This is a genomic window from Amycolatopsis palatopharyngis (genome assembly GCF_003385185.1).
In the GTDB taxonomy this organism is placed as follows: domain Bacteria; phylum Actinomycetota; class Actinomycetes; order Mycobacteriales; family Pseudonocardiaceae; genus Amycolatopsis; species Amycolatopsis palatopharyngis.
Window position 1 is genome coordinate 1 of record NZ_PQHZ01000086.1, and the last position, 15721, is coordinate 15721.

Annotated in this window: 40 protein-coding genes; all 40 read right to left on the bottom strand. The window is 66.9% G+C overall.

Annotation, left to right across the window (positions count from 1 at the left end; all coding sequences use genetic code 11):
• Positions 1–172 precede the first annotated feature (172 nt).
• Complete coding sequence (locus D0C15_RS34415) at positions 173–346, bottom strand: hypothetical protein (RefSeq protein ID WP_162830354.1); 174 nt, start codon at positions 344–346, stop codon at positions 173–175.
• A complete protein-coding gene (locus D0C15_RS32500; protein WP_211323409.1) occupies positions 316–720 on the bottom strand; it encodes a hypothetical protein in 405 nt (134 codons plus the stop codon). Before D0C15_RS32500 ends, D0C15_RS34415 begins: the two co-directional genes overlap by 31 nt.
• Positions 721–769: 49 nt before the next feature.
• Positions 770–1102 carry a hypothetical protein gene (locus tag D0C15_RS32505; protein WP_116051890.1) on the bottom strand — a complete coding sequence of 111 codons (333 nt, stop codon included), beginning with the start codon at positions 1100–1102 and terminating at the stop codon, positions 770–772.
• On the bottom strand, positions 1102–1335 hold the full coding sequence (locus D0C15_RS32510; RefSeq protein ID WP_116051891.1) for a hypothetical protein: 234 nt from the start codon (positions 1333–1335) through the stop codon (positions 1102–1104). The genes D0C15_RS32505 and D0C15_RS32510 overlap by 1 nt, the downstream gene beginning before the upstream one ends.
• Complete coding sequence (locus tag D0C15_RS32515) at positions 1332–1634, bottom strand: hypothetical protein (RefSeq protein WP_116051892.1); 303 nt, start codon at positions 1632–1634, stop codon at positions 1332–1334. The genes D0C15_RS32510 and D0C15_RS32515 overlap by 4 nt, the downstream gene beginning before the upstream one ends.
• Positions 1631–1876: a hypothetical protein gene (locus D0C15_RS32520; protein WP_116051893.1), complete on the bottom strand. Its 246-nt coding sequence runs from the start codon at positions 1874–1876 to the stop codon at positions 1631–1633. The genes D0C15_RS32515 and D0C15_RS32520 overlap by 4 nt, the downstream gene beginning before the upstream one ends.
• Positions 1869–2000, bottom strand: a complete 132-nt coding sequence (locus D0C15_RS35555) for a hypothetical protein (protein ID WP_281270749.1) — start codon at positions 1998–2000, stop codon at positions 1869–1871. Before D0C15_RS35555 ends, D0C15_RS32520 begins: the two co-directional genes overlap by 8 nt.
• 27 nt (positions 2001–2027) lie before the next feature.
• Entirely contained in the window at positions 2028–2207 is a 180-nt protein-coding gene (locus tag D0C15_RS32525) for a hypothetical protein (RefSeq protein WP_116051894.1), read from the bottom strand.
• Positions 2207–2533: a hypothetical protein gene (locus D0C15_RS32530; RefSeq protein ID WP_116051895.1), complete on the bottom strand. Its 327-nt coding sequence runs from the start codon at positions 2531–2533 to the stop codon at positions 2207–2209. The genes D0C15_RS32525 and D0C15_RS32530 overlap by 1 nt, the downstream gene beginning before the upstream one ends.
• A complete protein-coding gene (locus D0C15_RS32535) occupies positions 2530–2748 on the bottom strand; it encodes a hypothetical protein (protein WP_116051896.1) in 219 nt (72 codons plus the stop codon). Before D0C15_RS32535 ends, D0C15_RS32530 begins: the two co-directional genes overlap by 4 nt.
• On the bottom strand, positions 2741–2953 hold the full coding sequence (locus D0C15_RS32540) for a hypothetical protein (protein ID WP_116051897.1): 213 nt from the start codon (positions 2951–2953) through the stop codon (positions 2741–2743). Before D0C15_RS32540 ends, D0C15_RS32535 begins: the two co-directional genes overlap by 8 nt.
• Before the next feature lie 109 nt (positions 2954–3062).
• Positions 3063–4454: a hypothetical protein gene (locus D0C15_RS32545; RefSeq protein WP_162830356.1), complete on the bottom strand. Its 1392-nt coding sequence runs from the start codon at positions 4452–4454 to the stop codon at positions 3063–3065.
• A gap of 17 nt (positions 4455–4471) precedes the next feature.
• On the bottom strand, positions 4472–5434 hold the full coding sequence (locus tag D0C15_RS32550) for a DNA cytosine methyltransferase (RefSeq protein WP_116051899.1): 963 nt from the start codon (positions 5432–5434) through the stop codon (positions 4472–4474).
• On the bottom strand, positions 5431–6309 hold the full coding sequence (locus tag D0C15_RS32555) for an adenine nucleotide alpha hydrolase family protein (protein ID WP_116051900.1): 879 nt from the start codon (positions 6307–6309) through the stop codon (positions 5431–5433). The genes D0C15_RS32550 and D0C15_RS32555 overlap by 4 nt, the downstream gene beginning before the upstream one ends.
• Positions 6306–6503, bottom strand: coding sequence for a hypothetical protein (locus D0C15_RS32560; RefSeq protein WP_116051901.1), 198 nt, complete (start codon positions 6501–6503; stop codon positions 6306–6308). The genes D0C15_RS32555 and D0C15_RS32560 overlap by 4 nt, the downstream gene beginning before the upstream one ends.
• A complete protein-coding gene (locus D0C15_RS32565; RefSeq protein ID WP_116051902.1) occupies positions 6500–6838 on the bottom strand; it encodes a hypothetical protein in 339 nt (112 codons plus the stop codon). The genes D0C15_RS32560 and D0C15_RS32565 overlap by 4 nt, the downstream gene beginning before the upstream one ends.
• Positions 6835–7233, bottom strand: coding sequence for a hypothetical protein (locus D0C15_RS32570; RefSeq protein WP_116051903.1), 399 nt, complete (start codon positions 7231–7233; stop codon positions 6835–6837). The genes D0C15_RS32565 and D0C15_RS32570 overlap by 4 nt, the downstream gene beginning before the upstream one ends.
• A complete protein-coding gene (locus D0C15_RS32575) occupies positions 7230–7562 on the bottom strand; it encodes a hypothetical protein (protein ID WP_116051904.1) in 333 nt (110 codons plus the stop codon). The genes D0C15_RS32570 and D0C15_RS32575 overlap by 4 nt, the downstream gene beginning before the upstream one ends.
• Positions 7563–7568: 6 nt before the next feature.
• Entirely contained in the window at positions 7569–7793 is a 225-nt protein-coding gene (locus tag D0C15_RS32580) for a zinc finger domain-containing protein (protein WP_116051905.1), read from the bottom strand.
• 246 nt (positions 7794–8039) lie between these two features.
• Positions 8040–8372 (bottom strand): helix-turn-helix domain-containing protein, encoded by a 333-nt coding sequence (locus D0C15_RS35850; RefSeq protein ID WP_425455455.1) that lies wholly within the window; start codon positions 8370–8372, stop codon positions 8040–8042.
• Between the two features lie 62 nt (positions 8373–8434).
• Positions 8435–8758, bottom strand: a complete 324-nt coding sequence (locus D0C15_RS32590) for a hypothetical protein (RefSeq protein ID WP_116051907.1) — start codon at positions 8756–8758, stop codon at positions 8435–8437.
• The gene (locus tag D0C15_RS32595; protein ID WP_116051908.1) at positions 8755–9111 is read right to left on the bottom strand and encodes an HNH endonuclease; all 357 of its coding nucleotides are present in this window, start codon (positions 9109–9111) and stop codon (positions 8755–8757) included. Before D0C15_RS32595 ends, D0C15_RS32590 begins: the two co-directional genes overlap by 4 nt.
• Positions 9108–9854, bottom strand: coding sequence for a hypothetical protein (locus D0C15_RS32600; RefSeq protein WP_162830358.1), 747 nt, complete (start codon positions 9852–9854; stop codon positions 9108–9110). The genes D0C15_RS32595 and D0C15_RS32600 overlap by 4 nt, the downstream gene beginning before the upstream one ends.
• Positions 9851–10522: a hypothetical protein gene (locus D0C15_RS32605; RefSeq protein WP_162830359.1), complete on the bottom strand. Its 672-nt coding sequence runs from the start codon at positions 10520–10522 to the stop codon at positions 9851–9853. Before D0C15_RS32605 ends, D0C15_RS32600 begins: the two co-directional genes overlap by 4 nt.
• An 8-nt stretch (positions 10523–10530) precedes the next feature.
• The gene (locus D0C15_RS32610; protein ID WP_116051911.1) at positions 10531–11103 is read right to left on the bottom strand and encodes a hypothetical protein; all 573 of its coding nucleotides are present in this window, start codon (positions 11101–11103) and stop codon (positions 10531–10533) included.
• 150 nt (positions 11104–11253) lie between these two features.
• Positions 11254–11460, bottom strand: a complete 207-nt coding sequence (locus tag D0C15_RS32615) for a response regulator transcription factor (protein ID WP_211323410.1) — start codon at positions 11458–11460, stop codon at positions 11254–11256.
• Positions 11457–11657 carry a hypothetical protein gene (locus D0C15_RS34875; protein ID WP_211323411.1) on the bottom strand — a complete coding sequence of 67 codons (201 nt, stop codon included), beginning with the start codon at positions 11655–11657 and terminating at the stop codon, positions 11457–11459. The genes D0C15_RS32615 and D0C15_RS34875 overlap by 4 nt, the downstream gene beginning before the upstream one ends.
• Positions 11654–11836: a hypothetical protein gene (locus tag D0C15_RS32620; RefSeq protein ID WP_116051913.1), complete on the bottom strand. Its 183-nt coding sequence runs from the start codon at positions 11834–11836 to the stop codon at positions 11654–11656. The genes D0C15_RS34875 and D0C15_RS32620 overlap by 4 nt, the downstream gene beginning before the upstream one ends.
• Complete coding sequence (locus D0C15_RS32625) at positions 11833–12366, bottom strand: 3'-5' exonuclease (RefSeq protein WP_116051914.1); 534 nt, start codon at positions 12364–12366, stop codon at positions 11833–11835. The genes D0C15_RS32620 and D0C15_RS32625 overlap by 4 nt, the downstream gene beginning before the upstream one ends.
• Positions 12363–12557: a hypothetical protein gene (locus D0C15_RS32630; protein WP_116051915.1), complete on the bottom strand. Its 195-nt coding sequence runs from the start codon at positions 12555–12557 to the stop codon at positions 12363–12365. Before D0C15_RS32630 ends, D0C15_RS32625 begins: the two co-directional genes overlap by 4 nt.
• A complete protein-coding gene (locus tag D0C15_RS32635) occupies positions 12557–12856 on the bottom strand; it encodes a hypothetical protein (RefSeq protein ID WP_116051916.1) in 300 nt (99 codons plus the stop codon). The genes D0C15_RS32630 and D0C15_RS32635 overlap by 1 nt, the downstream gene beginning before the upstream one ends.
• Positions 12853–13209 carry a hypothetical protein gene (locus tag D0C15_RS32640; RefSeq protein ID WP_116051917.1) on the bottom strand — a complete coding sequence of 119 codons (357 nt, stop codon included), beginning with the start codon at positions 13207–13209 and terminating at the stop codon, positions 12853–12855. The genes D0C15_RS32635 and D0C15_RS32640 overlap by 4 nt, the downstream gene beginning before the upstream one ends.
• Positions 13206–13601, bottom strand: a complete 396-nt coding sequence (locus D0C15_RS32645) for an SsgA family sporulation/cell division regulator (protein WP_116051918.1) — start codon at positions 13599–13601, stop codon at positions 13206–13208. The genes D0C15_RS32640 and D0C15_RS32645 overlap by 4 nt, the downstream gene beginning before the upstream one ends.
• On the bottom strand, positions 13598–13732 hold the full coding sequence (locus D0C15_RS35560; RefSeq protein WP_281270750.1) for a hypothetical protein: 135 nt from the start codon (positions 13730–13732) through the stop codon (positions 13598–13600). The genes D0C15_RS32645 and D0C15_RS35560 overlap by 4 nt, the downstream gene beginning before the upstream one ends.
• Positions 13729–13905, bottom strand: a complete 177-nt coding sequence (locus D0C15_RS34420; protein ID WP_162830361.1) for a hypothetical protein — start codon at positions 13903–13905, stop codon at positions 13729–13731. Before D0C15_RS34420 ends, D0C15_RS35560 begins: the two co-directional genes overlap by 4 nt.
• On the bottom strand, positions 13893–14075 hold the full coding sequence (locus tag D0C15_RS32650) for a hypothetical protein (RefSeq protein ID WP_116051919.1): 183 nt from the start codon (positions 14073–14075) through the stop codon (positions 13893–13895). The genes D0C15_RS34420 and D0C15_RS32650 overlap by 13 nt, the downstream gene beginning before the upstream one ends.
• Entirely contained in the window at positions 14075–14407 is a 333-nt protein-coding gene (locus D0C15_RS32655; protein WP_116051920.1) for a helix-turn-helix transcriptional regulator, read from the bottom strand. Before D0C15_RS32655 ends, D0C15_RS32650 begins: the two co-directional genes overlap by 1 nt.
• The gene (locus D0C15_RS34425) at positions 14407–14766 is read right to left on the bottom strand and encodes a hypothetical protein (RefSeq protein WP_162830362.1); all 360 of its coding nucleotides are present in this window, start codon (positions 14764–14766) and stop codon (positions 14407–14409) included. Before D0C15_RS34425 ends, D0C15_RS32655 begins: the two co-directional genes overlap by 1 nt.
• Before the next feature lie 62 nt (positions 14767–14828).
• Entirely contained in the window at positions 14829–15152 is a 324-nt protein-coding gene (locus D0C15_RS34430; RefSeq protein WP_162830363.1) for a hypothetical protein, read from the bottom strand.
• Positions 15149–15721, bottom strand: a 573-nt coding sequence (locus D0C15_RS32665) for a phage antirepressor KilAC domain-containing protein (protein WP_211323412.1), incomplete at its 5' end; no start/stop codon positions are given. The genes D0C15_RS34430 and D0C15_RS32665, both read right to left, overlap by 4 nt.

A 15721-nucleotide genomic window follows, 5' to 3' on the forward strand; every position in this document is an offset into this window, starting at 1 on the left:
CACCCGGTGGGGGTGGGTTTGCCGCACTGGGTGCAGTGGCCGTGCTCGTTGCGTTCCAACTCCCCCACACGCTTCTCCAGGGCGCGAACCGTGGCTTCAAGTTCGGTCAGGACTTCGCCGGTCAGTAGGCCAGCTTCGGCCAGCATGCGGATCTGCTTGTCGCGTGGCCACCTCATCGGTCGAGTCCTTCCGCTGCGTTGAGGCCGAGCATGGAGAGGAGGTCTGCGCAGTCGTAGGCGTTGTAGGCCTCCGAAGCGACGTAGCGGGCGGCTTTGTGGCGTTCTTCGGCTGACAGGTCGCGGCCGCGGTGCATCGTCAACCCGCCGCCGGTGTCGTTTTGGGACATGGGGTCACCTCTATCTGGAGCCACAGCCTGCGGGGCTGGTTCGGTACGGCCGGGTGGATGATCGGGTTCACTTCGGTGACGTAGCGGCCGTCGTCGTCGGGTATGACGTCGGCGTCGACCAGGGCATCTATCGCTGGTTTGCTGGTGGCGTAGAGGTTGCTGGCGTCGCGGCGTTTGTGGTCGGCGGCGTGGTAGTGCAGTTGTGCAGTCACATGGAGGGCCTTGGGGACCTTCGCGGCCTTCGCTCTCCACGCCACCGCTGCCCGCACGTCGCGGGTGCGGCGGCCCTTCTCCGCCCAATGCAGACGCTGGTTCGCCGTCAACGGCGGCTTCCCCCGATGTAGGGGGATGTCGAGTTCGAAGGTCAGTCCCACAGCCACCCTCCCTCGTTGATCGGTTCCCACACGTCCCCGACGTCGTCAGTCACGGGGTCTCCCGGTCGATGTGGGTGGTGTGGAGTGCGGCGTGAATCGCCCGTGCGGTCAGGCGGTTGTGGTCGTCGAGGAACCCCTTGTCCCGAAGCGAGGAGAGGGTGCGGGGGTGGGCGTCGACCGTGACCGTGGTGGCCACGATCCGGTCGTCACCTTGTTCGGCCTTGGCGTGGACGTCGGCGACGATCGGCTTAGCGTGCTCCCAGAGGATGGCGCGTTGAAGTCGCGTAGCGGTGGTCCACATGATGTCTGCGGACACGGCGTCGACGAGCATGCCGATCCCGCGAAGGGTCGCGAGCGGATACTTTGCAGCGGCCTCGTCCATCACGCCTCCCCTTGGAGGGCACGATCCGTACCCGCCCTGTGTTCCTCGACGCTGATCGGCTCATCGATCGGCACGGAGGAAACGCGGAACCACTGGCCGTCGACCTTGACGTCCACTGTGTCGCTGAACGCGGCCGAGCGGATCTCTTCCTCTTCCGCGTAGGGCGGCACCGAGTCGCCAACGAGTGCGAGGAACACGGATTCGGCGATGTCCGCCTCGGGGTGTCGGTTCACGATGCCTCCCCTTGGAGGGCACGGACAGCGGATCGGGCACGGCGGCGATACAAGCGAACCTCGAAGGTGTCGAGGTCTTCCCATGCCTCGGAGTGCCAGCCCCGGTTCTCCATGCGCTCGTTCTGGTCGGCGTGCAGCGCTTTCGCTACCCGTTCGATGGTGGCGGGGTCGGCGGACAGCCCACGCAACCTCTTCACCTCGTCGGCGAGGATCCCGGCAGCCGTGGGCCAGTGGGTTGCGTTACCCGTCTCGGCGCAATGCAGAGCCGTCTGAACGTCGCGCTCGTCGTCCTCGGTCACGCGTCCTCCCAGGGTGTGGCGTAGACAGTGCGGCGACGGGGTGTTGGCGTTCCGTCGGCGTTCCAGGTTGTTGCCCTCAGCACGTGTAGCTCGGTCGCCGCTAGTTGCGGGTAGGCGGCAAGCAGGGCGGCGGCGAGGTCCTCCAGCTCCAGGCCGCGCAGTGTCAGCCCGTAGCCCCGGTCCTTGCAGTCGCACAAGGTGTCGTGGACGAGTTCGATCAGGTCGTCTCTCGGCTCAGTCATCGCGGGACTCCCCGTGGACGAGACAGTCCGGGTTGTACTCAAGCTGGCTTCCGGGCTCCACCGCCCCGTAGTGGACAGTCCACCCGCTTTCCGGTGTCGCGAAGCATTCGCACTTCTCAGCCATCGGTGGCCTCCCGGCGGGTGATGCGCATCATGACGGGGCTCCTTCGCGGAGAACAGGAGTGCCAGCGTGTGCCGGGTCGTTCCAGTTGCCGGTGACGATCAGGTAGTCACACGTGGCGCATTCGAGGATGGCGTGTTCCTCGACGAGCGCACCGACGCTGAACCACACGAGCGGCCCGGGACATTCGAGCTTGTCCTGGGGGGCCATCACGCCTCCACCCGGCGGGTGATGCGGTAGCGCTCCAGGAACTCGTTCGCCAGGTCCTCGGGGTCGTACGTGAGGTCACTGTTCCCGGCGCGGTAGGTGTCCCTGATCAGTTGCAGGAGCGCCCTAGCCGCGCCTTGAGTGGTGGGCCTGCTGGCTTCTGCGGGAGGGGCGGGCAGGGCGGCGAGCGGCGTCCAGTCCGCAACGTCCTCGTCCGCCAGCGGGTAGGCCGTGCCGAGCGACACCCAACCGAACTGGTCAGCGACTGCCGCGCACCACAGGCCGCTCCTCATGCCGATGCGGAGTTCGGGGATCTTCTGGTCGGTCATGGTGTTGTGTCTCCTAGGGCGGTCTGGATGGCAGTGCGGAGGGCGGGCAGTGATACCAGGGAGCGGTTGTTCGACTCGGCGGTGTCGCAGAGGTCGAGCACGTCCCGGAGCGCGGCGAACGCCTTGGGGGCTTCGACCGTCCACACGGCGTGGTCTTCGTTCCAGTACCGGCACTCAACCTCGTAGGTCTCCAGTGCTTCACGGGCGTCAGTCATCGGACACAACCTCGTACCCGGCCTGCTCCAGGCCCTCACGAGTCGCGTACAGAGTCGGGCCCCAAGGGCCTCCGTGATGCTTGACCTTGAAGATCTGGCCGATGCAGTCGCCGGTAGGCATCATGCCGACGACCTTCAACTCGACGTCCATCTTGTTACGGAGCAGCGTTCCCGGGCCCAGGGTCTCGCTCTTTAGGTTGCTCATCGGTTTCCTTCCATCTCGAACGCGGTGTTTTCGTCCCAGCTGGGGGGTGGTTCCCCGCCGTGTTCCTGGTTCCAGAGGCAGGCGTCGCAGTCACCGTCACAGGGACACATCACCGGGACACCTCGGGCGGGGCAGGGCGAAGGTCGCTGCTCCGGAACCAACCCGCGTAGCCGCTGGGGAAATGGACATACGACTGGTCTCCCACGATGCGCAAGACACTTCCTGCCTCGGTGCAGCCCGTCGCCGGAACGGTGGCCTGCCCCCCGATCTCGGGTGTCCACTCGCGCTCAGGGGTGGGCCAGCTGGCGCACGTCTCTCCTGCCATGCCGTGCGCCACGTGGTCGCCGTCGTGACCCGGAGGAAGGGTGCAGTCGAAGATGCCCAGATTGGAAGGCGACTTCTCGAAGCACCGTTCCTCGGTGGGTTCGTCGGCGGGCAGCGGGGCGAAACAGCCCTCGCGGTGCGCGTTCAACACGTCGCACTCAGGGCAGCGCACCCAGATGCCTCCGGGTTGTGGGGCGGGTGCACGGAGCAGGCCAGCAGCAGCGAAGACGTCGGCAACGTGACGGGAGTGCCGCTGCCCGAGATGACTGGGCTGCCGCCCCCACCCGCACCGGCAGGACGCGATATCGAACCGCTGGTGCTCGACCAGCAAGCGCGCGACCTGCTCGGTCACGTCGGGCGGTGTTGGGGTGTCCCCGGAGGACAGACGAGCCACCTCGGACTCCAACCGCTGCTCGTTCTGGAACCGAAGATGCAGCCGACGGGCAAGGGACTGGATCTGCCGGTTCGCCTTGTCCCGCTCACCCTCGGCCAGTTCCGCCCTGAACCGGAGCCCCGTGTTGTCGACACGGAGTCGTTCGGCCGTCTGCTCCGCCATGCGCAGCAGCGAGTCATCATCCAACGCTGTCTTCGCGGACCGGAGATGACGGGCCAGGCCCTTCGCCACCTCCCACAGCGCCCGCCGCTGTTCCTGTGTGTCCATCAGCCGCTCACCAGACCGCACCGACGCGTCGATGTGGTCGTGCAACTCGCCACGGAGCCGGTCGAGTTCGGGGCCGAACACGTGCTCCGCCCTCCGCGCCTCATCCTCGAAGTCGTTCACAGTCGAGTCGTCCAACTCCTCCCACGTTGGGTCAGCGGGCATACGGCCAGTCGGGATGAACTCGAACTGCGCCTCGAACAGCCGCTTCGCCAACTCCACGCGGGCCAAGTACTTGGCCCGCAGTTCGTCCAGGGTTCCCGGTATGGGGGTGGGGTTCGGGTCAGGTTCGAACGCCGCTACAGCGCGCGCAACCATCGCCTCCACATGCCGCAAAGGATGGTCCGACTCCGACCGATACCGGCCCACGGTGATCGTCTCAGGGCGGGCGTCCACATCGTCACACTGGCTGTCAATCCACTCCATCACCTCGGCGCGTGTCGGGCACGGCACGGTGCAGATGTGGTCGTCGTTGATGTCGATCGCCACCCAAATTAGGGCGTCGTTGGGGGTGGTCATGGGGTCTCCGATCGGGGTCATGCCGCGGCCTGCGGCGTGGACTGCATCGCGGCAGCGACGCGGGAACCGAACCAGGCGGCGACACCAACCGGGACGGCGTTACCGATCTGGCGTTTCACCTCCGCCGCGGTACCGAGGAACTCGTATTCGTCGCCGAAGCCTTGGGCGCGGGCGCACTCCCGATTGGTGAGCATCCGGTGATGCGGGGTGCGGTCGATGACGGTCGCGACACCGTGGTGGTTGCCGCCGGCGGTGACAGCGGCGATGGGATGTTGGTCGGCGCGGCGTGCTTTCGCGTTGCGCCGGTAGGTGACCAGGTGCGGCACGTCCTCGACGTCGATCTGGTCGATCTGGTCGGACACGTACAGGCGGCGCGTGAGCAGCTTCCCGGGGTTCGGGTCGAGGATGTCCGCCGCGGTGACCGAAGGGATGGCGGGCGGGGTGAGGTCGAGGTCGAGGCCGCGGGTGGCGGCGATGAACTGGCGTTTGCGGTGTTGGGCGTGGCCGAAGTCGGCGGCGTCGAGCACGAGCTCCGTGACGGCGTAGCCGAGTGCGCGGAGCCCGTCGAGCCACCACGGATAGAGCGACCAGTCTCGGAACTCGACGACGTTCTCGACGACGATCGCCGGGTACTGGTGGACTTCGGCGGCGGCGATGACAGCGAACGCGGTAGCCCTGTCGATCGCCCCCGCGTCCTTCCGTTGCCGCTCGATCTCGGCGGGTGGCTTCTTGCGTCCTCCGGAGCGGGCGTGCCACACACAGGACGGGGATGCCCACAGCAGGTCGGTTCGGGGGAAGGTGCGCCAGTCCACCTCGGACAGGTCCTGGGTGTAGTGCAGGGTGTCGGGGTGGTTGGCCTGGTGTGTGGCGACTGCGAGGGGCCAGTGGTTCGCGGCGACCTCGACGTGCCAGCCCGCGCGCCGGAGACCTTCGGAGGAGCCACCGGCGCCGGCGAACAGATCAGTCGCAGTCGGGGTCATGCCGCACCGCCGGACCGGCAGCCGTACGGCGAGCAGCCGTCGGGATCGCCGTCCTCGATGAGGTCGAGCAGGTCACCTTGCCGGTCACGCCACTCGCCGCGGGTGACCTTGTCGATGGGGGCGATGTCGAGCGGAATACGGGAGCTGTGGAGGAACGCCTCACCGTTGAGTGGCATGCCACGGCTGCCGCCCTTGCGGATCTCGCGGTCGAACTCGACAGCGTCGGCCCACTCCTCTGGGGAGTTGTCACGTAGCTCGCGCCACTGCCGGTTGCCATGGAACGGGCAGCCGATGCAGGCCGACTTGGCGGTGTCGCCCCAGCCGCGCCGTTCGAGCCACCGCTGGCAGTCCTTGCGGGACATGCCCAGGTCGAGCAGCGGGTAGCGGGGCGTCAGGTACAGGACGTCGAGTTTGTCGCTGACCCGGTGGATCTCATCGGTGGAGAAACCGATCCACTGCTCAGCAACGCGGCCTTTCGGGACGCGCCGGAACGCGGGGGCTGTAGCGCCGAGGAGTTCGCGGATCTTCCGCTTGATCGGCACCAGTTTGTACTCGCTGGTGCACTGCCGACGGCCCATACCCGCCGAGCCGTCGGGGTTGCGGACGAAATACGGGACGCTGGCGTATCGGTGGGCGGGGTCGATGGCGTCGGCGCGGAGGTTGCCGTTGGACACACGGTGCAACGGAATCCCGGCCTGGCCGAGTTCGACGGCGAGCCGGTCGAGGTGGGCATACACCTGCCGCGGTTCCCAGCCTGTGTCGGCAAAAATCGCGGCATCGGGCTTCGGCAGGGTGCCGTCGCACGCCATGAGCGCGATCGTGCTGGACTGGACACCCGCCCCGAGAGACAAGACCGTCATCGTGGGCTCGGTCATGCCGCACCGCCCGGGAAGTCGACGGTGATGTCGGACTTGCCGATCAGGTCAGCAACCGTCTTCGCGTCCTCGTCGGAGATCTCCCCGGCGTCGAGGTGTTGCTCCGCCATCTCGTGGATGGACAGGTACTCGACGTCGCGGGCGTGTTCCAAGATCAGGGTCGCCGCGTAGTCGCGGAGTTCGTCCGGGGTCATGCTGGTGTCCCCTCGGTGTCCGGGCGGGAGGGCCAGGAGTCGAGTCCGTTGGCGGCCCGGTGGTCGCCGTCGTGGCCGTCGTCGAGAATGCAGCGCTCCACCGTCGCCTGGAGTTCCTTGTCGGCGTACGGGTTGCCCAGCAGCGGTTGGATCTCGGCTTCGCACTGCTCGGCGTCGGGCTCAAGCCATTCGCCGGGCTCGCCGACTCCGTTGGGCCAGTAGGCGTTGCAGGGCTGGCACTCGAACGCAGAGTCTTCGTAGCTGGTTTCTTCTCTGCAGATGGGGCAGTCAGGGCAGCAGAGTTCGATGGCGGGTGGGGCGGATCGGTCGCTCATCGTGTGGCCTCCGAGCTGTCAGCGCGGAACTGGGGGTGCTGGCCAGCGATGTGCCGGGCGACGTTCGCGAAGGTGCGGTTGCAGCACGGGCACACACCGTTCGCGGCGCGCTTCTTGTGCCGGGTGATCTGCCCTCTCAGGGCGCGGTTGCTGCGCTCCGTTGCCTCGCGCTGGTCCTCCAGGTGACGGGCGCGGACCCGGCTGGCGTCGAGTTGTTCCTTGAGGCGAACGTTCTCCGGCTTGGTGTAGCGGAGGCTGTGGCCGTTGGGGCAGTAGAAGTTGCCGCCCTTCTCGCGGCGGTCGGCGAGGAGGCGTTCCGGTGCGGCGAACAGCACGCCGCAGGTGCAGCAGTTTGTGGTGGTGAGGGTGGCGAGTTCGGTGATCGTGTGGCTCATGTGGGCTCCTGGGTGTGAGTGGCGACCAGACGGTTGGCGATGTCCGCTTTGAGTGGCTGGTGCCAGGTCGGGGTGTCGATGCTGGCCGCGAGTTCGGCGGGTTCCCGCGTGAAGTTCGGGAGCGCGGCGTGCTGCCAGATGTCGAGGTGGTCGTCGAACTCCCCGTGGCTGGGGATGGGGCAAAACCACTGGAGGTGGCTGGCTTCCCACTCGACCAACTCGGAGTCTTCGAGGATGGGGTGGCTGGTGATGATCGGCGGGGACACGGTGCCGCAGTCACACGTGGACGTTTCGGCTCTGAGTTCGCCGTAGCCGTTTCGGGTATCCATCCGTACTCACTCCCCCTCGTTCGACCGGGAGCGGCCGGATGCGGGCCGGGAAGCGCGGGCCAAAGCGATCCGCTGATGGTGCGCCGGGGCCTTACCGAGCGGGACACCATCGTCGTGGTGGCAGGTCTCCCCCTCGGCGGCGTGACAGCCGGGGCACGGGAACTGCTCAGCCTCGTGGCGCTCGCCGTCCTTCTCGAAGCCCTCGATGCGTTTCCGGTCGGCGTAGCTCATGACACCCTCCGGTTATCCACAGGTCGTGTGTCCGCTCTGGACTCGCCTTGGGTAGTAACCACAGGGGTTGGTCTTTGGGTGGTTGGTGGATGTGTGTTGGTAGTAGGCCATGCAGAGTGGCCCCTCAATCGTCGAATTTGGCCCCTCAATGTTTCCGGAACACCGTTATTTGGCCCCTGAAAGTCGTTTTCATGGGCCACCCAGATGGCCCATGAATAGCGTCCATCCACAGTGGAAGCAGCCGAGTTATCCACAGGTAGCCCCATCCATTGAGGGGCCACCATCAGTGGCCTGCCAAAGAGTCCGCTCGTCCGGCCCCAACATCGAGCACCGCTCCAACAAATCGGACGGCATCGTCAACTGGTACTCGGTCGTCTTCCCCCGCCCAGACCGCCCGCCACCGCGCCGCGCCACAGTCAGCAGCCCCATCTCCCGCAGGGCGGCCAAGCGACGCTTCACGTTCCGCTCAGACTCGCCCGTCACAGCCGCGAGGATCTCGTTACCCGGCCGCACCCTCGACCCATCCGGGTCGGCGTACGTCGCCAAGATCAGGGCCATCAGCTTCTCCTCGTGTCGCATGAGGACGCGCCGCACGAGCCGTTCCCACTCGTAACGTTTCGTCGGTGTCGGTGGGTCATCACTCACGCCGCCCCCTTCCGTGCTCGCTGCTTCCGGAGGCGCTGGTACTCCCGCTCCCCCGTCGTCACCCACTCCAGCCGCTCACCACGCCCGAACGCGGCGTGAGCGCGCTTCAGGTACCGCTCGTAGGACACGTCGTCCGTGGGCAACTCCGGGGGGCGGGAAGCGGCCACCATGTCCGCCAACGCCAACACCACCTCGACCGTGCGGGCCGGGTTCACGACGGCTTGGTTCACCAGGTCCCGCGCGCGTTCCTCGATGGTTCCGGCGCACGCCTGCTCGACGAGGACCATCGCCTGCCGCACCGCGGCCATGCTTGGGATCACGACACGCCCCCGAGTTCCAGGGCTGGGGTGAAGCACCCGAGGTCGTCGAGCACAACCACCCCGTGCCACAGATGGACCGGACGGGTGTGTGGGTCGTCCCAGGAACGCACGGTCCAGCCCTTCTCGACTGCCTCGGCCTGGTTCGCGTGGATGTAGCCGTGGCAACCAGTGGTGCCGGACCCGCAGGCGTCGAGGCCGTTGGACGGCAACCACCGCTCGACCTTCGAGCACTGCGACTTGTTCTTCCGATGCTGATAGTTCGTGGCCCTGCCCAGGCACACCCCGGGGATGCGGAGTTCGCAGATGCCACCAGAACGATTCCGGGTCAGGCCGCGGCACTTCTTCTCGTTCACGCTGCCTCCCGGTCACGCAGGAGGGCACGCTCCACCGCGGCAGGCTGCACACCGAACCTGGCGGCGATCGACAGCGGCGTCTCCCCGCCCTGAAGCAGCCACCGCAACTCCTCCACCGGAGGCAGCACACCGTGACGGCGGCGGGACGTCTCCATCCCCTGCGGCACAGCTTCCGGGTCGTCGATGGTGTCGTCATCCCACGCCAACGGAGGCGCGTGGCCGCTGATGCGCGCTTTCGTCGCGGACTGCTTCGACGGACCCTGGACGAGGGACAGCTCGTCATACACCGCGGCCACGCGCTGCGCCAGCGAGTACGACAACCGCCCCTTCAGCAACAGTCGGTACAGGGTGCACGGGGCCACACCGCAGCGGCGTTCGATCTCCGGGACAGACCACCCCATCCACCCGAGGGCCTGCACCCTCCGCCGGGCACCGATGGCGTCCACGCCGCGGTGGGATCCCTGCGGCGTCAGAGGGACCGACAGCAACGCTTTCTCGGTATCGGGCCACACCCTCGCCGCCGGGCCGTGCACGATGTTGTACGGCGCCCAAGTCGATGTGCCCGCGGTGGTGGCGATCTGACGCCACGTCCACCCCAGCTCCCGCAAGGCGGTCACGTGACGGCGCACCGGTGCGGCATCGACCAGGCCGCACAGGCCCATTCGGAGTGTGCGGCGGTAGTGGGACTCGCACATCCTGCGCCGTACACCAGGCCGGACACATCCCGGCTTCGAGCACGTCATGATGCACCCCGCTGCAGGTGGTCCTTGTACTCGGCCAGCACCGCAACGGACTCCTTGGTGATGTCCTTGCCCTGCGACCACAACGCGAACTCGTCCGACAGTTTCGGGATGTCCCAGCCGCGGTTCTTCGCGATCGCCGCGAGCTGGCCGCGCAGTTCATTGGCACGATCGACCGGCGTCTGCTCCGGCCGCTCCACCTGACGCTCGGGCACGTCCGACACCGGCGCGGGCGCTTCCTTCTTCCACAGGTTCAGGGCCAGGCCGAACCTCATACCCGCGTTGCGGATCGCGTCACCGATGGCTTCCTTGACGGCATCCCCGCCGCGCTTCCCGTCGGCGTGGCCGTAACCGAGGCGGGTGGTGCCGCCGACGGTGAGGCGGATCCACAGGCCGCCGTGCTCGTCCATCGCGGGCAGGCCGTTGCCGTTGAACGCCAGCGGCTCCCAGTTCCAGTCCGGGTCCACATCGAGCAGACGCTCGGTGGCGTGGGCGTGGCCGACGTAGTCCACATGCAGGTGCGCGGTGGAGACGTACGCCTTGCACACCCCGCACTTTTGCGACTTGTGATCCTCGCAGCGGACGTTCTTGTCCGAGCACTTCTTGCACCAGACCTTGGGGAGCTTCCCGATCTGCCTGCTTGCGAACGGGGCGCGGAGCTTCGCGGCCATCTCGGGGTTCACTCCGCACCCCCCGGGAGTTCGGCACGGACGAGGCCTTCGAGGGACAGCTTGTCGGCGCGGATCAGGTCGACCACCGCGGCCAGAGCTTCGGGGTCGGGCTTGCAGGACACGATCCCGTCAGGTGTGGTGACTTCCAGGCCGTCCACATCGGCCTCACCGGCCGGTCCGACCGGCGCGCCCAGACCCACGGAGTCGGCGCGGATCTCCCGCACCAGCTCCGGGTCCGGTTTCGTGATCTTCCGCAGGAGGTGCGGTGCGTGCTCGAACAGCACCGACACCACTTCCTGGGTGGAGCCGATGACGTCGAAGTCGTAGACCATGCGGTCCGGATAGTTCTTTCTTACCCAGTCGGTGAACGCTTTCTCGTCGGTGACCCGCGCTACAGGCTTCGGGTCCGACTTCGACACCGCCCCCACCTTCACCCCTGCCAGGGGGCTGCGGGCCATCAGGCGGTCGCCGCGCTCCATCCGCTCGGCCGCTTCGGCGCGGGCCTCGTTGTAGCGGCGGGTGGTGTAGTCCGACACCACTTTCAGTGCCGCTACACGCAGGGCCAGGTCATCGTTCGTCACAGGTGCTCCAAGAGGTCGAGCAGGGGTTGGGATGCGGTGCAGTGCGGGCAGCGAATGTCCATCTCGATCGCCCTATCCGGGACGAGGACCGTCATCCACCGGTCGCCACCGCAGATGCACACAGAGGGGTGGGACACGATCACCACGTAGCTACTCACGTTTCGCCCCCAACAGGCCGCGCTGATAGCCGACCGCGACAGCCTCGGCGCGGGAGACGACTTCGAGGCGACGAAGCAGCACCTTCACGTGCGTCTTCACCGTGTCCACCGACAGACCCAGCGCCAGTGCGATCTGCGGGTTCGTCGCACCCGTCGCGAGCAGTTCGAGGACCTGCTGACGGCGAGGGGAGAGCTTCACGGCGCACCTGCCTTGCAGCCCTTGCGCCGGTGGTCCTCCGCCACCGCCACCGCGTGGGGTTCGCAGAAGTAGCCGACAGGAACGCAGGGCAGGTACCAGTCCGCGTCCCGCTCACACAGCACCGCCGGGCGCCGGTTACCGGGGTTCGCGGTGCACTGCTTGCTGTAGACACGCTCAGCGCCATGGAAGTCACTCACCGGTCCTCCCGGTTCCACTCGGCGAACTGCTCGTCGGTACCCGGCCGGTCTTCGAGGATGGCCAGGCCCACCCCGTCGCGGTGTTTCTTGACCCGGTCGACCAGCAGCAGCACAGCCACCGCCAGGAACACCACGGCGACGAAGGCGAGCAGGACGTTCAGCGAATGCGACTCGGTCACGAGGCCACCGCCTTCGCTTCCAGGCGGCGGAAGCACTCCGCTGTGGCCTCCACGTCACCCATCGCCGTGTGCGGCGCGGTGTTCTCCACGGCCAGCAGGGCGCACACCGCAGCCAATCCGGGCAGCTCCGACGGCGGAATCCCCAGCACCCCAGCGGCGTACGCCGACAGGTCCAACAGTCGGTGGTGCCACGGCTCCAGCGGGGACAGCCATTGCCGGGTGAACGCGACCCGCAGCATCAGCGAGTCGAAACGCGGGTTGCTCCCGGCCAGGGTGTTGCCGAGCAGTTGCTCGTGGAGTTCCCCGAGCCGTTGGCCCTTGTCGCGCGGGAGGTGCGCGAGGCGCTCGCGGTAGTCGTTGACCTCCAGTGCTTTCGCCTCGGCCGTGCGGAGGTCGAGGTCGGTGTGGTGGGGGACGAAACACCCCCACTCCCCCGTGGTCAGGTTCATCCACGCGATTTCCACGGGGACGTGGAGGGCGAAGTCGAGACCGGTGGACTCGACATCCACGACGACGATCTGGCGGCTCATGGCGCCACCGCCTCGCGGGCTTCGAGCACAGCCCACCCAGCCACGGCCTGATCCGACAGCGGCTGAGACGGCCAGTGCGTCACCACCTTCGGCGGCACATAGCACACATGCCACGGCATCGTCTTCCCGCCGTAGAACCGCTCATCGAACACTGCCACAACACCCTGCGGGTTCACCCGCAACCGGGGCATCACGATGCTTCCTTGGCGAGCAGCTCACGTCTGGCGTAGACGTGGATCCCGACCGGACCCCAACGGAGGTAGGTGCCGGCGTGCTTCTCGTTGCTGTGCTCCTCGATCTGCGCGTTGTGAGCCACACCAGCGCGAGCAAACGCGGCGATGGTCGACGCAGCATTGTGCAAGATAGGGATGTTCACACCCTCCATCGCCGAGTACCGCAATTCCTCGGCCAACTCGGGGTTCTGCTCGATCATGTCGGCCAGCGCGCGCAACCCTTCGGCCTGCTGCTGGGCCAAAGTCTTCTCGGTCATGACTGTCCTTCCAGGATGGACGCCAACTCGGCGTCGATGTCGATGTGTTCAGCGCCGCGCTCGCACACCTGCTCGCGGCGGGCGTAGACGTGCAGGCCAACAGGACCCCACCGCAGCACCACGCCGGCCCAATCGCCGGAGTAGTCCTTGTCGACAGTGGCGCTGTGAGCGGCACCAGATCGCGCGAACTCCGCCACGGTGGCCGCCGGGGATCCGGACATGGCAACGGGGATGTTGATGCCGTCGATGCCCGTGTACAACAGGTGCTCGGCGAGGTGCGGCCGCTCGCGGAGCATCGCCGCCATTGCCTCCAGGCCCTCGGCATACTGCTCCGCCAACGTCTTCTCGGTCATGACTGTCCTTCCAGAATGGACGCCAACTCGGCGTCGAAGTCGATGCGTTCGTGGCCGCGCTCCACCACCTGCCAGGTGGCGTCCAACGCGTCCAACAGGTCGTCGCGGTTGAACCGCAACGTGGCCTCCCCCTGCGGCGACGACAGGTGGATGTCCACCCACAGGCCCGACAGGACGGGTTCGATGAACACGTCCCCATCCCCCGACGGCACCAGCAGTCCCTCGGCGAGGAGGTCACGGCACAGCACCCACGGCTTGTCGACGCCCAAAAACCACAGGTGCACCTCCAGAGGACAGCGGTCGGAGTACAGGAAGTCGCAACTCCCCCGCCCACCTGTGGCCATACCGGCGACCTGACGGAACCCGATACGACGCTTCACCAGCTCGCTCATCGCTTGCCCTTCCCCCGCTTCGGCTTGACTGGTTCGCCGCGCTTCTTGCGCTGCTCGTTCGCGTACTCCGCCGACTCCCGGCCCCACTTCTCGACGTCGGCGACCGTCTTCTTGGCGCGCTTCCAACTCACAGGACCACCCACTCCGTCACCCGGAACAGCAGCAGCACGACGGGCAGGGACAGGGCCGAGAGGGTGGCGAACACGCACCCGGCACCAGGTGCGGTCGGGTCGGGCATCGCTGACTGGTCATCCCGGTCCGGGACCTCCGACCACCGGGCGGTTTCTGCGGTCACCGTGGCCATGTCTGCTCCATCCACATGCCGAGAGCGATAGCGGCGGCGACACCGAGGCATCCGACAGCGACAGCGACACCAGTCACGTAGGCCGCGTTGTAGACCCGGGTTCCCCAGTGGTGGCGGGTCGCGGCCCGGCGGATCGCGGGCGGAAACAGATGCTGTTTCGTCGCCTCCATCACGCACCGCCCTCGGAGGACTGGCCGCACAGGCTGCAGGTGAACCCAACGGGCGGCTTTCCGTCACAGTGACGACAGTCGAGGTTCAGCGAGCTGAGCATTTCGTCGACCGTGTAGCCGAAGAACGAGGCGAACGAGATAGCCCGGGCCAAGCTCATGCCCGAGATCCCCTTCTCCATGCGGAGCACCTGGACCGCGTCCGTCTTGTGTCCTCGCTCCGTCAGCGCATCGGCCAACGCCTGCTGTGACATGACGCGGTACTTCCGCAGCCGCCGGACGTTCCCGGCGAACTTCTCCACGTCCTCCTGGACGCGCTGCGATTGGTTCTCCATCAGGAGTCACCCCGCAGGAGGTGCTGGTAGCAACGGCAGTCCTCGAGCGCCGTTCCGGTGCAGCTACAGGCGTCGCGGGACGTGCAACTACACGGCCGCAACGCCAACACCCGCCGCGCGGCCTCCCCTAAACCGTCCAGATCGGAACTGATCAGCGACAGCAGGTTGGCGTCCGTCATGTCCTGCAGCTCGTGGGAGGTGTCCTCGTGGTGACGGTTCACCTTCTGCACCGGAACGGGGTGCCCGAGCAGTGCTTCCACCGTCACGGGGTGCCGCATCCGTTCCGGGTCGTGACTGTGCCGACCGTCGTTCGTGAGACGATGGAACGTGCCGTCGGGATTCGTTTCGAGGGTGATCACAGTGACCTCCAGGGGGTCTCGTGGTCGGACGGGGTCGGTGTGGGCCGGCCCCGTTCTTGCGTTCAGGCGTCTTCGAACTCGTCGCGGTACACGAAGCCCACGAGTTGGTGAAGGACTGCGCGGACGTTGGGCACGGAGTACGCGCGCGGGTTGCGGGCGATATCCAGACCAATCAGCGCCCACGCGTTCCGGACGTCGGCCGCACTGAGCTGTTTAGCTGCGCACTCCTGGTGCATCCACGACCTTTCGAGCTTCGCGATCAACTCGCCCTGCTCGATCTCGCCGCCACACCCGCCGCACGGCGTGCAGTGATAGACCTCGCCGGTATCCGTGACGAGAGGCCCGTCGGACTCCACGACAGTCAACGGAATGTCAGGACGCTTCATGCGGCACCGCTCTCTCGGAACAGACGAAGTAGGGAGGTCTTGCCGAGGGCTGTGATGCACAGCGTGGTGCGCATGTCGCCGTTGGCGTACCGGGGCGCGCGGGGCTGGTCCTTCTCAACGAACCAGTGCTTATGCGACGCCTTCGCGTGGTAGGAAGGTTCGTTCACGAGTTCGCCGCGCTTGTCCGACCAGCGCTGATGCGGCTTCGTGTAGATCCAGTCGTGATCCAGGCACAGGTCCCGAAGCTCTTGCTCCTTGATCCCGAGCTGGTTCGCCACAGTCCGGAACAGAAACCGGTCCTTGTCACTCACGAACTGGTCGACGTACTCGACCTTCGGCCGAGCCGACTCCAACTCTCGGCGCGCCGAGGACAACTCCGCAGTGGTCGTAGTCAGCGCCCGGCCCAACTGTCCGAGCCACTCCAGGCCACCGGCTGAGAGGGCGGACAGGTCAGGGATTTGTGCGACCTGCGCGGTCTCAGCTTCCCGGGTCTTCACTGCGAAGTACGACTTCGCCGCCGACACTGCGGGCTTCCGGCCGTCGCACTCCAGCATCACCATGTACGCGCC

Coding starts and splice junctions, on each gene's coding strand:
- D0C15_RS34415 (WP_162830354.1), bottom strand. CDS start 346: ATGTCCCAAAACGACACCGGCGGCGGGTTGACGATGCACCGCGGCCGC.
- D0C15_RS32505 (WP_116051890.1), bottom strand. CDS start 1,102: ATGGACGAGGCCGCTGCAAAGTATCCGCTCGCGACCCTTCGCGGGATC.
- D0C15_RS32520 (WP_116051893.1), bottom strand. CDS start 1,876: ATGACTGAGCCGAGAGACGACCTGATCGAACTCGTCCACGACACCTTG.
- D0C15_RS35555 (WP_281270749.1), bottom strand. CDS start 2,000: ATGGCTGAGAAGTGCGAATGCTTCGCGACACCGGAAAGCGGGTGGACT.
- D0C15_RS32525 (WP_116051894.1), bottom strand. CDS start 2,207: ATGGCCCCCCAGGACAAGCTCGAATGTCCCGGGCCGCTCGTGTGGTTC.
- D0C15_RS32530 (WP_116051895.1), bottom strand. CDS start 2,533: ATGACCGACCAGAAGATCCCCGAACTCCGCATCGGCATGAGGAGCGGC.
- D0C15_RS32535 (WP_116051896.1), bottom strand. CDS start 2,748: ATGACTGACGCCCGTGAAGCACTGGAGACCTACGAGGTTGAGTGCCGG.
- D0C15_RS32540 (WP_116051897.1), bottom strand. CDS start 2,953: ATGAGCAACCTAAAGAGCGAGACCCTGGGCCCGGGAACGCTGCTCCGT.
- D0C15_RS32545 (WP_162830356.1), bottom strand. CDS start 4,454: ATGACCACCCCCAACGACGCCCTAATTTGGGTGGCGATCGACATCAAC.
- D0C15_RS32550 (WP_116051899.1), bottom strand. CDS start 5,434: ATGACCCCGACTGCGACTGATCTGTTCGCCGGCGCCGGTGGCTCCTCC.
- D0C15_RS32555 (WP_116051900.1), bottom strand. CDS start 6,309: ATGACCGAGCCCACGATGACGGTCTTGTCTCTCGGGGCGGGTGTCCAG.
- D0C15_RS32560 (WP_116051901.1), bottom strand. CDS start 6,503: ATGACCCCGGACGAACTCCGCGACTACGCGGCGACCCTGATCTTGGAA.
- D0C15_RS32565 (WP_116051902.1), bottom strand. CDS start 6,838: ATGAGCGACCGATCCGCCCCACCCGCCATCGAACTCTGCTGCCCTGAC.
- D0C15_RS32570 (WP_116051903.1), bottom strand. CDS start 7,233: ATGAGCCACACGATCACCGAACTCGCCACCCTCACCACCACAAACTGC.
- D0C15_RS32575 (WP_116051904.1), bottom strand. CDS start 7,562: ATGGATACCCGAAACGGCTACGGCGAACTCAGAGCCGAAACGTCCACG.
- D0C15_RS32580 (WP_116051905.1), bottom strand. CDS start 7,793: ATGAGCTACGCCGACCGGAAACGCATCGAGGGCTTCGAGAAGGACGGC.
- D0C15_RS35850 (WP_425455455.1), bottom strand. CDS start 8,372: ATGCGACACGAGGAGAAGCTGATGGCCCTGATCTTGGCGACGTACGCC.
- D0C15_RS32600 (WP_162830358.1), bottom strand. CDS start 9,854: ATGACGTGCTCGAAGCCGGGATGTGTCCGGCCTGGTGTACGGCGCAGG.
- D0C15_RS32605 (WP_162830359.1), bottom strand. CDS start 10,522: ATGGCCGCGAAGCTCCGCGCCCCGTTCGCAAGCAGGCAGATCGGGAAG.
- D0C15_RS32625 (WP_116051914.1), bottom strand. CDS start 12,366: ATGAGCCGCCAGATCGTCGTCGTGGATGTCGAGTCCACCGGTCTCGAC.
- D0C15_RS32630 (WP_116051915.1), bottom strand. CDS start 12,557: ATGCCCCGGTTGCGGGTGAACCCGCAGGGTGTTGTGGCAGTGTTCGAT.
- D0C15_RS32635 (WP_116051916.1), bottom strand. CDS start 12,856: ATGACCGAGAAGACTTTGGCCCAGCAGCAGGCCGAAGGGTTGCGCGCG.
- D0C15_RS32640 (WP_116051917.1), bottom strand. CDS start 13,209: ATGACCGAGAAGACGTTGGCGGAGCAGTATGCCGAGGGCCTGGAGGCA.
- D0C15_RS32645 (WP_116051918.1), bottom strand. CDS start 13,601: ATGAGCGAGCTGGTGAAGCGTCGTATCGGGTTCCGTCAGGTCGCCGGT.
- D0C15_RS34420 (WP_162830361.1), bottom strand. CDS start 13,905: ATGGCCACGGTGACCGCAGAAACCGCCCGGTGGTCGGAGGTCCCGGAC.
- D0C15_RS32650 (WP_116051919.1), bottom strand. CDS start 14,075: ATGGAGGCGACGAAACAGCATCTGTTTCCGCCCGCGATCCGCCGGGCC.
- D0C15_RS32655 (WP_116051920.1), bottom strand. CDS start 14,407: ATGGAGAACCAATCGCAGCGCGTCCAGGAGGACGTGGAGAAGTTCGCC.
- D0C15_RS34430 (WP_162830363.1), bottom strand. CDS start 15,152: ATGAAGCGTCCTGACATTCCGTTGACTGTCGTGGAGTCCGACGGGCCT.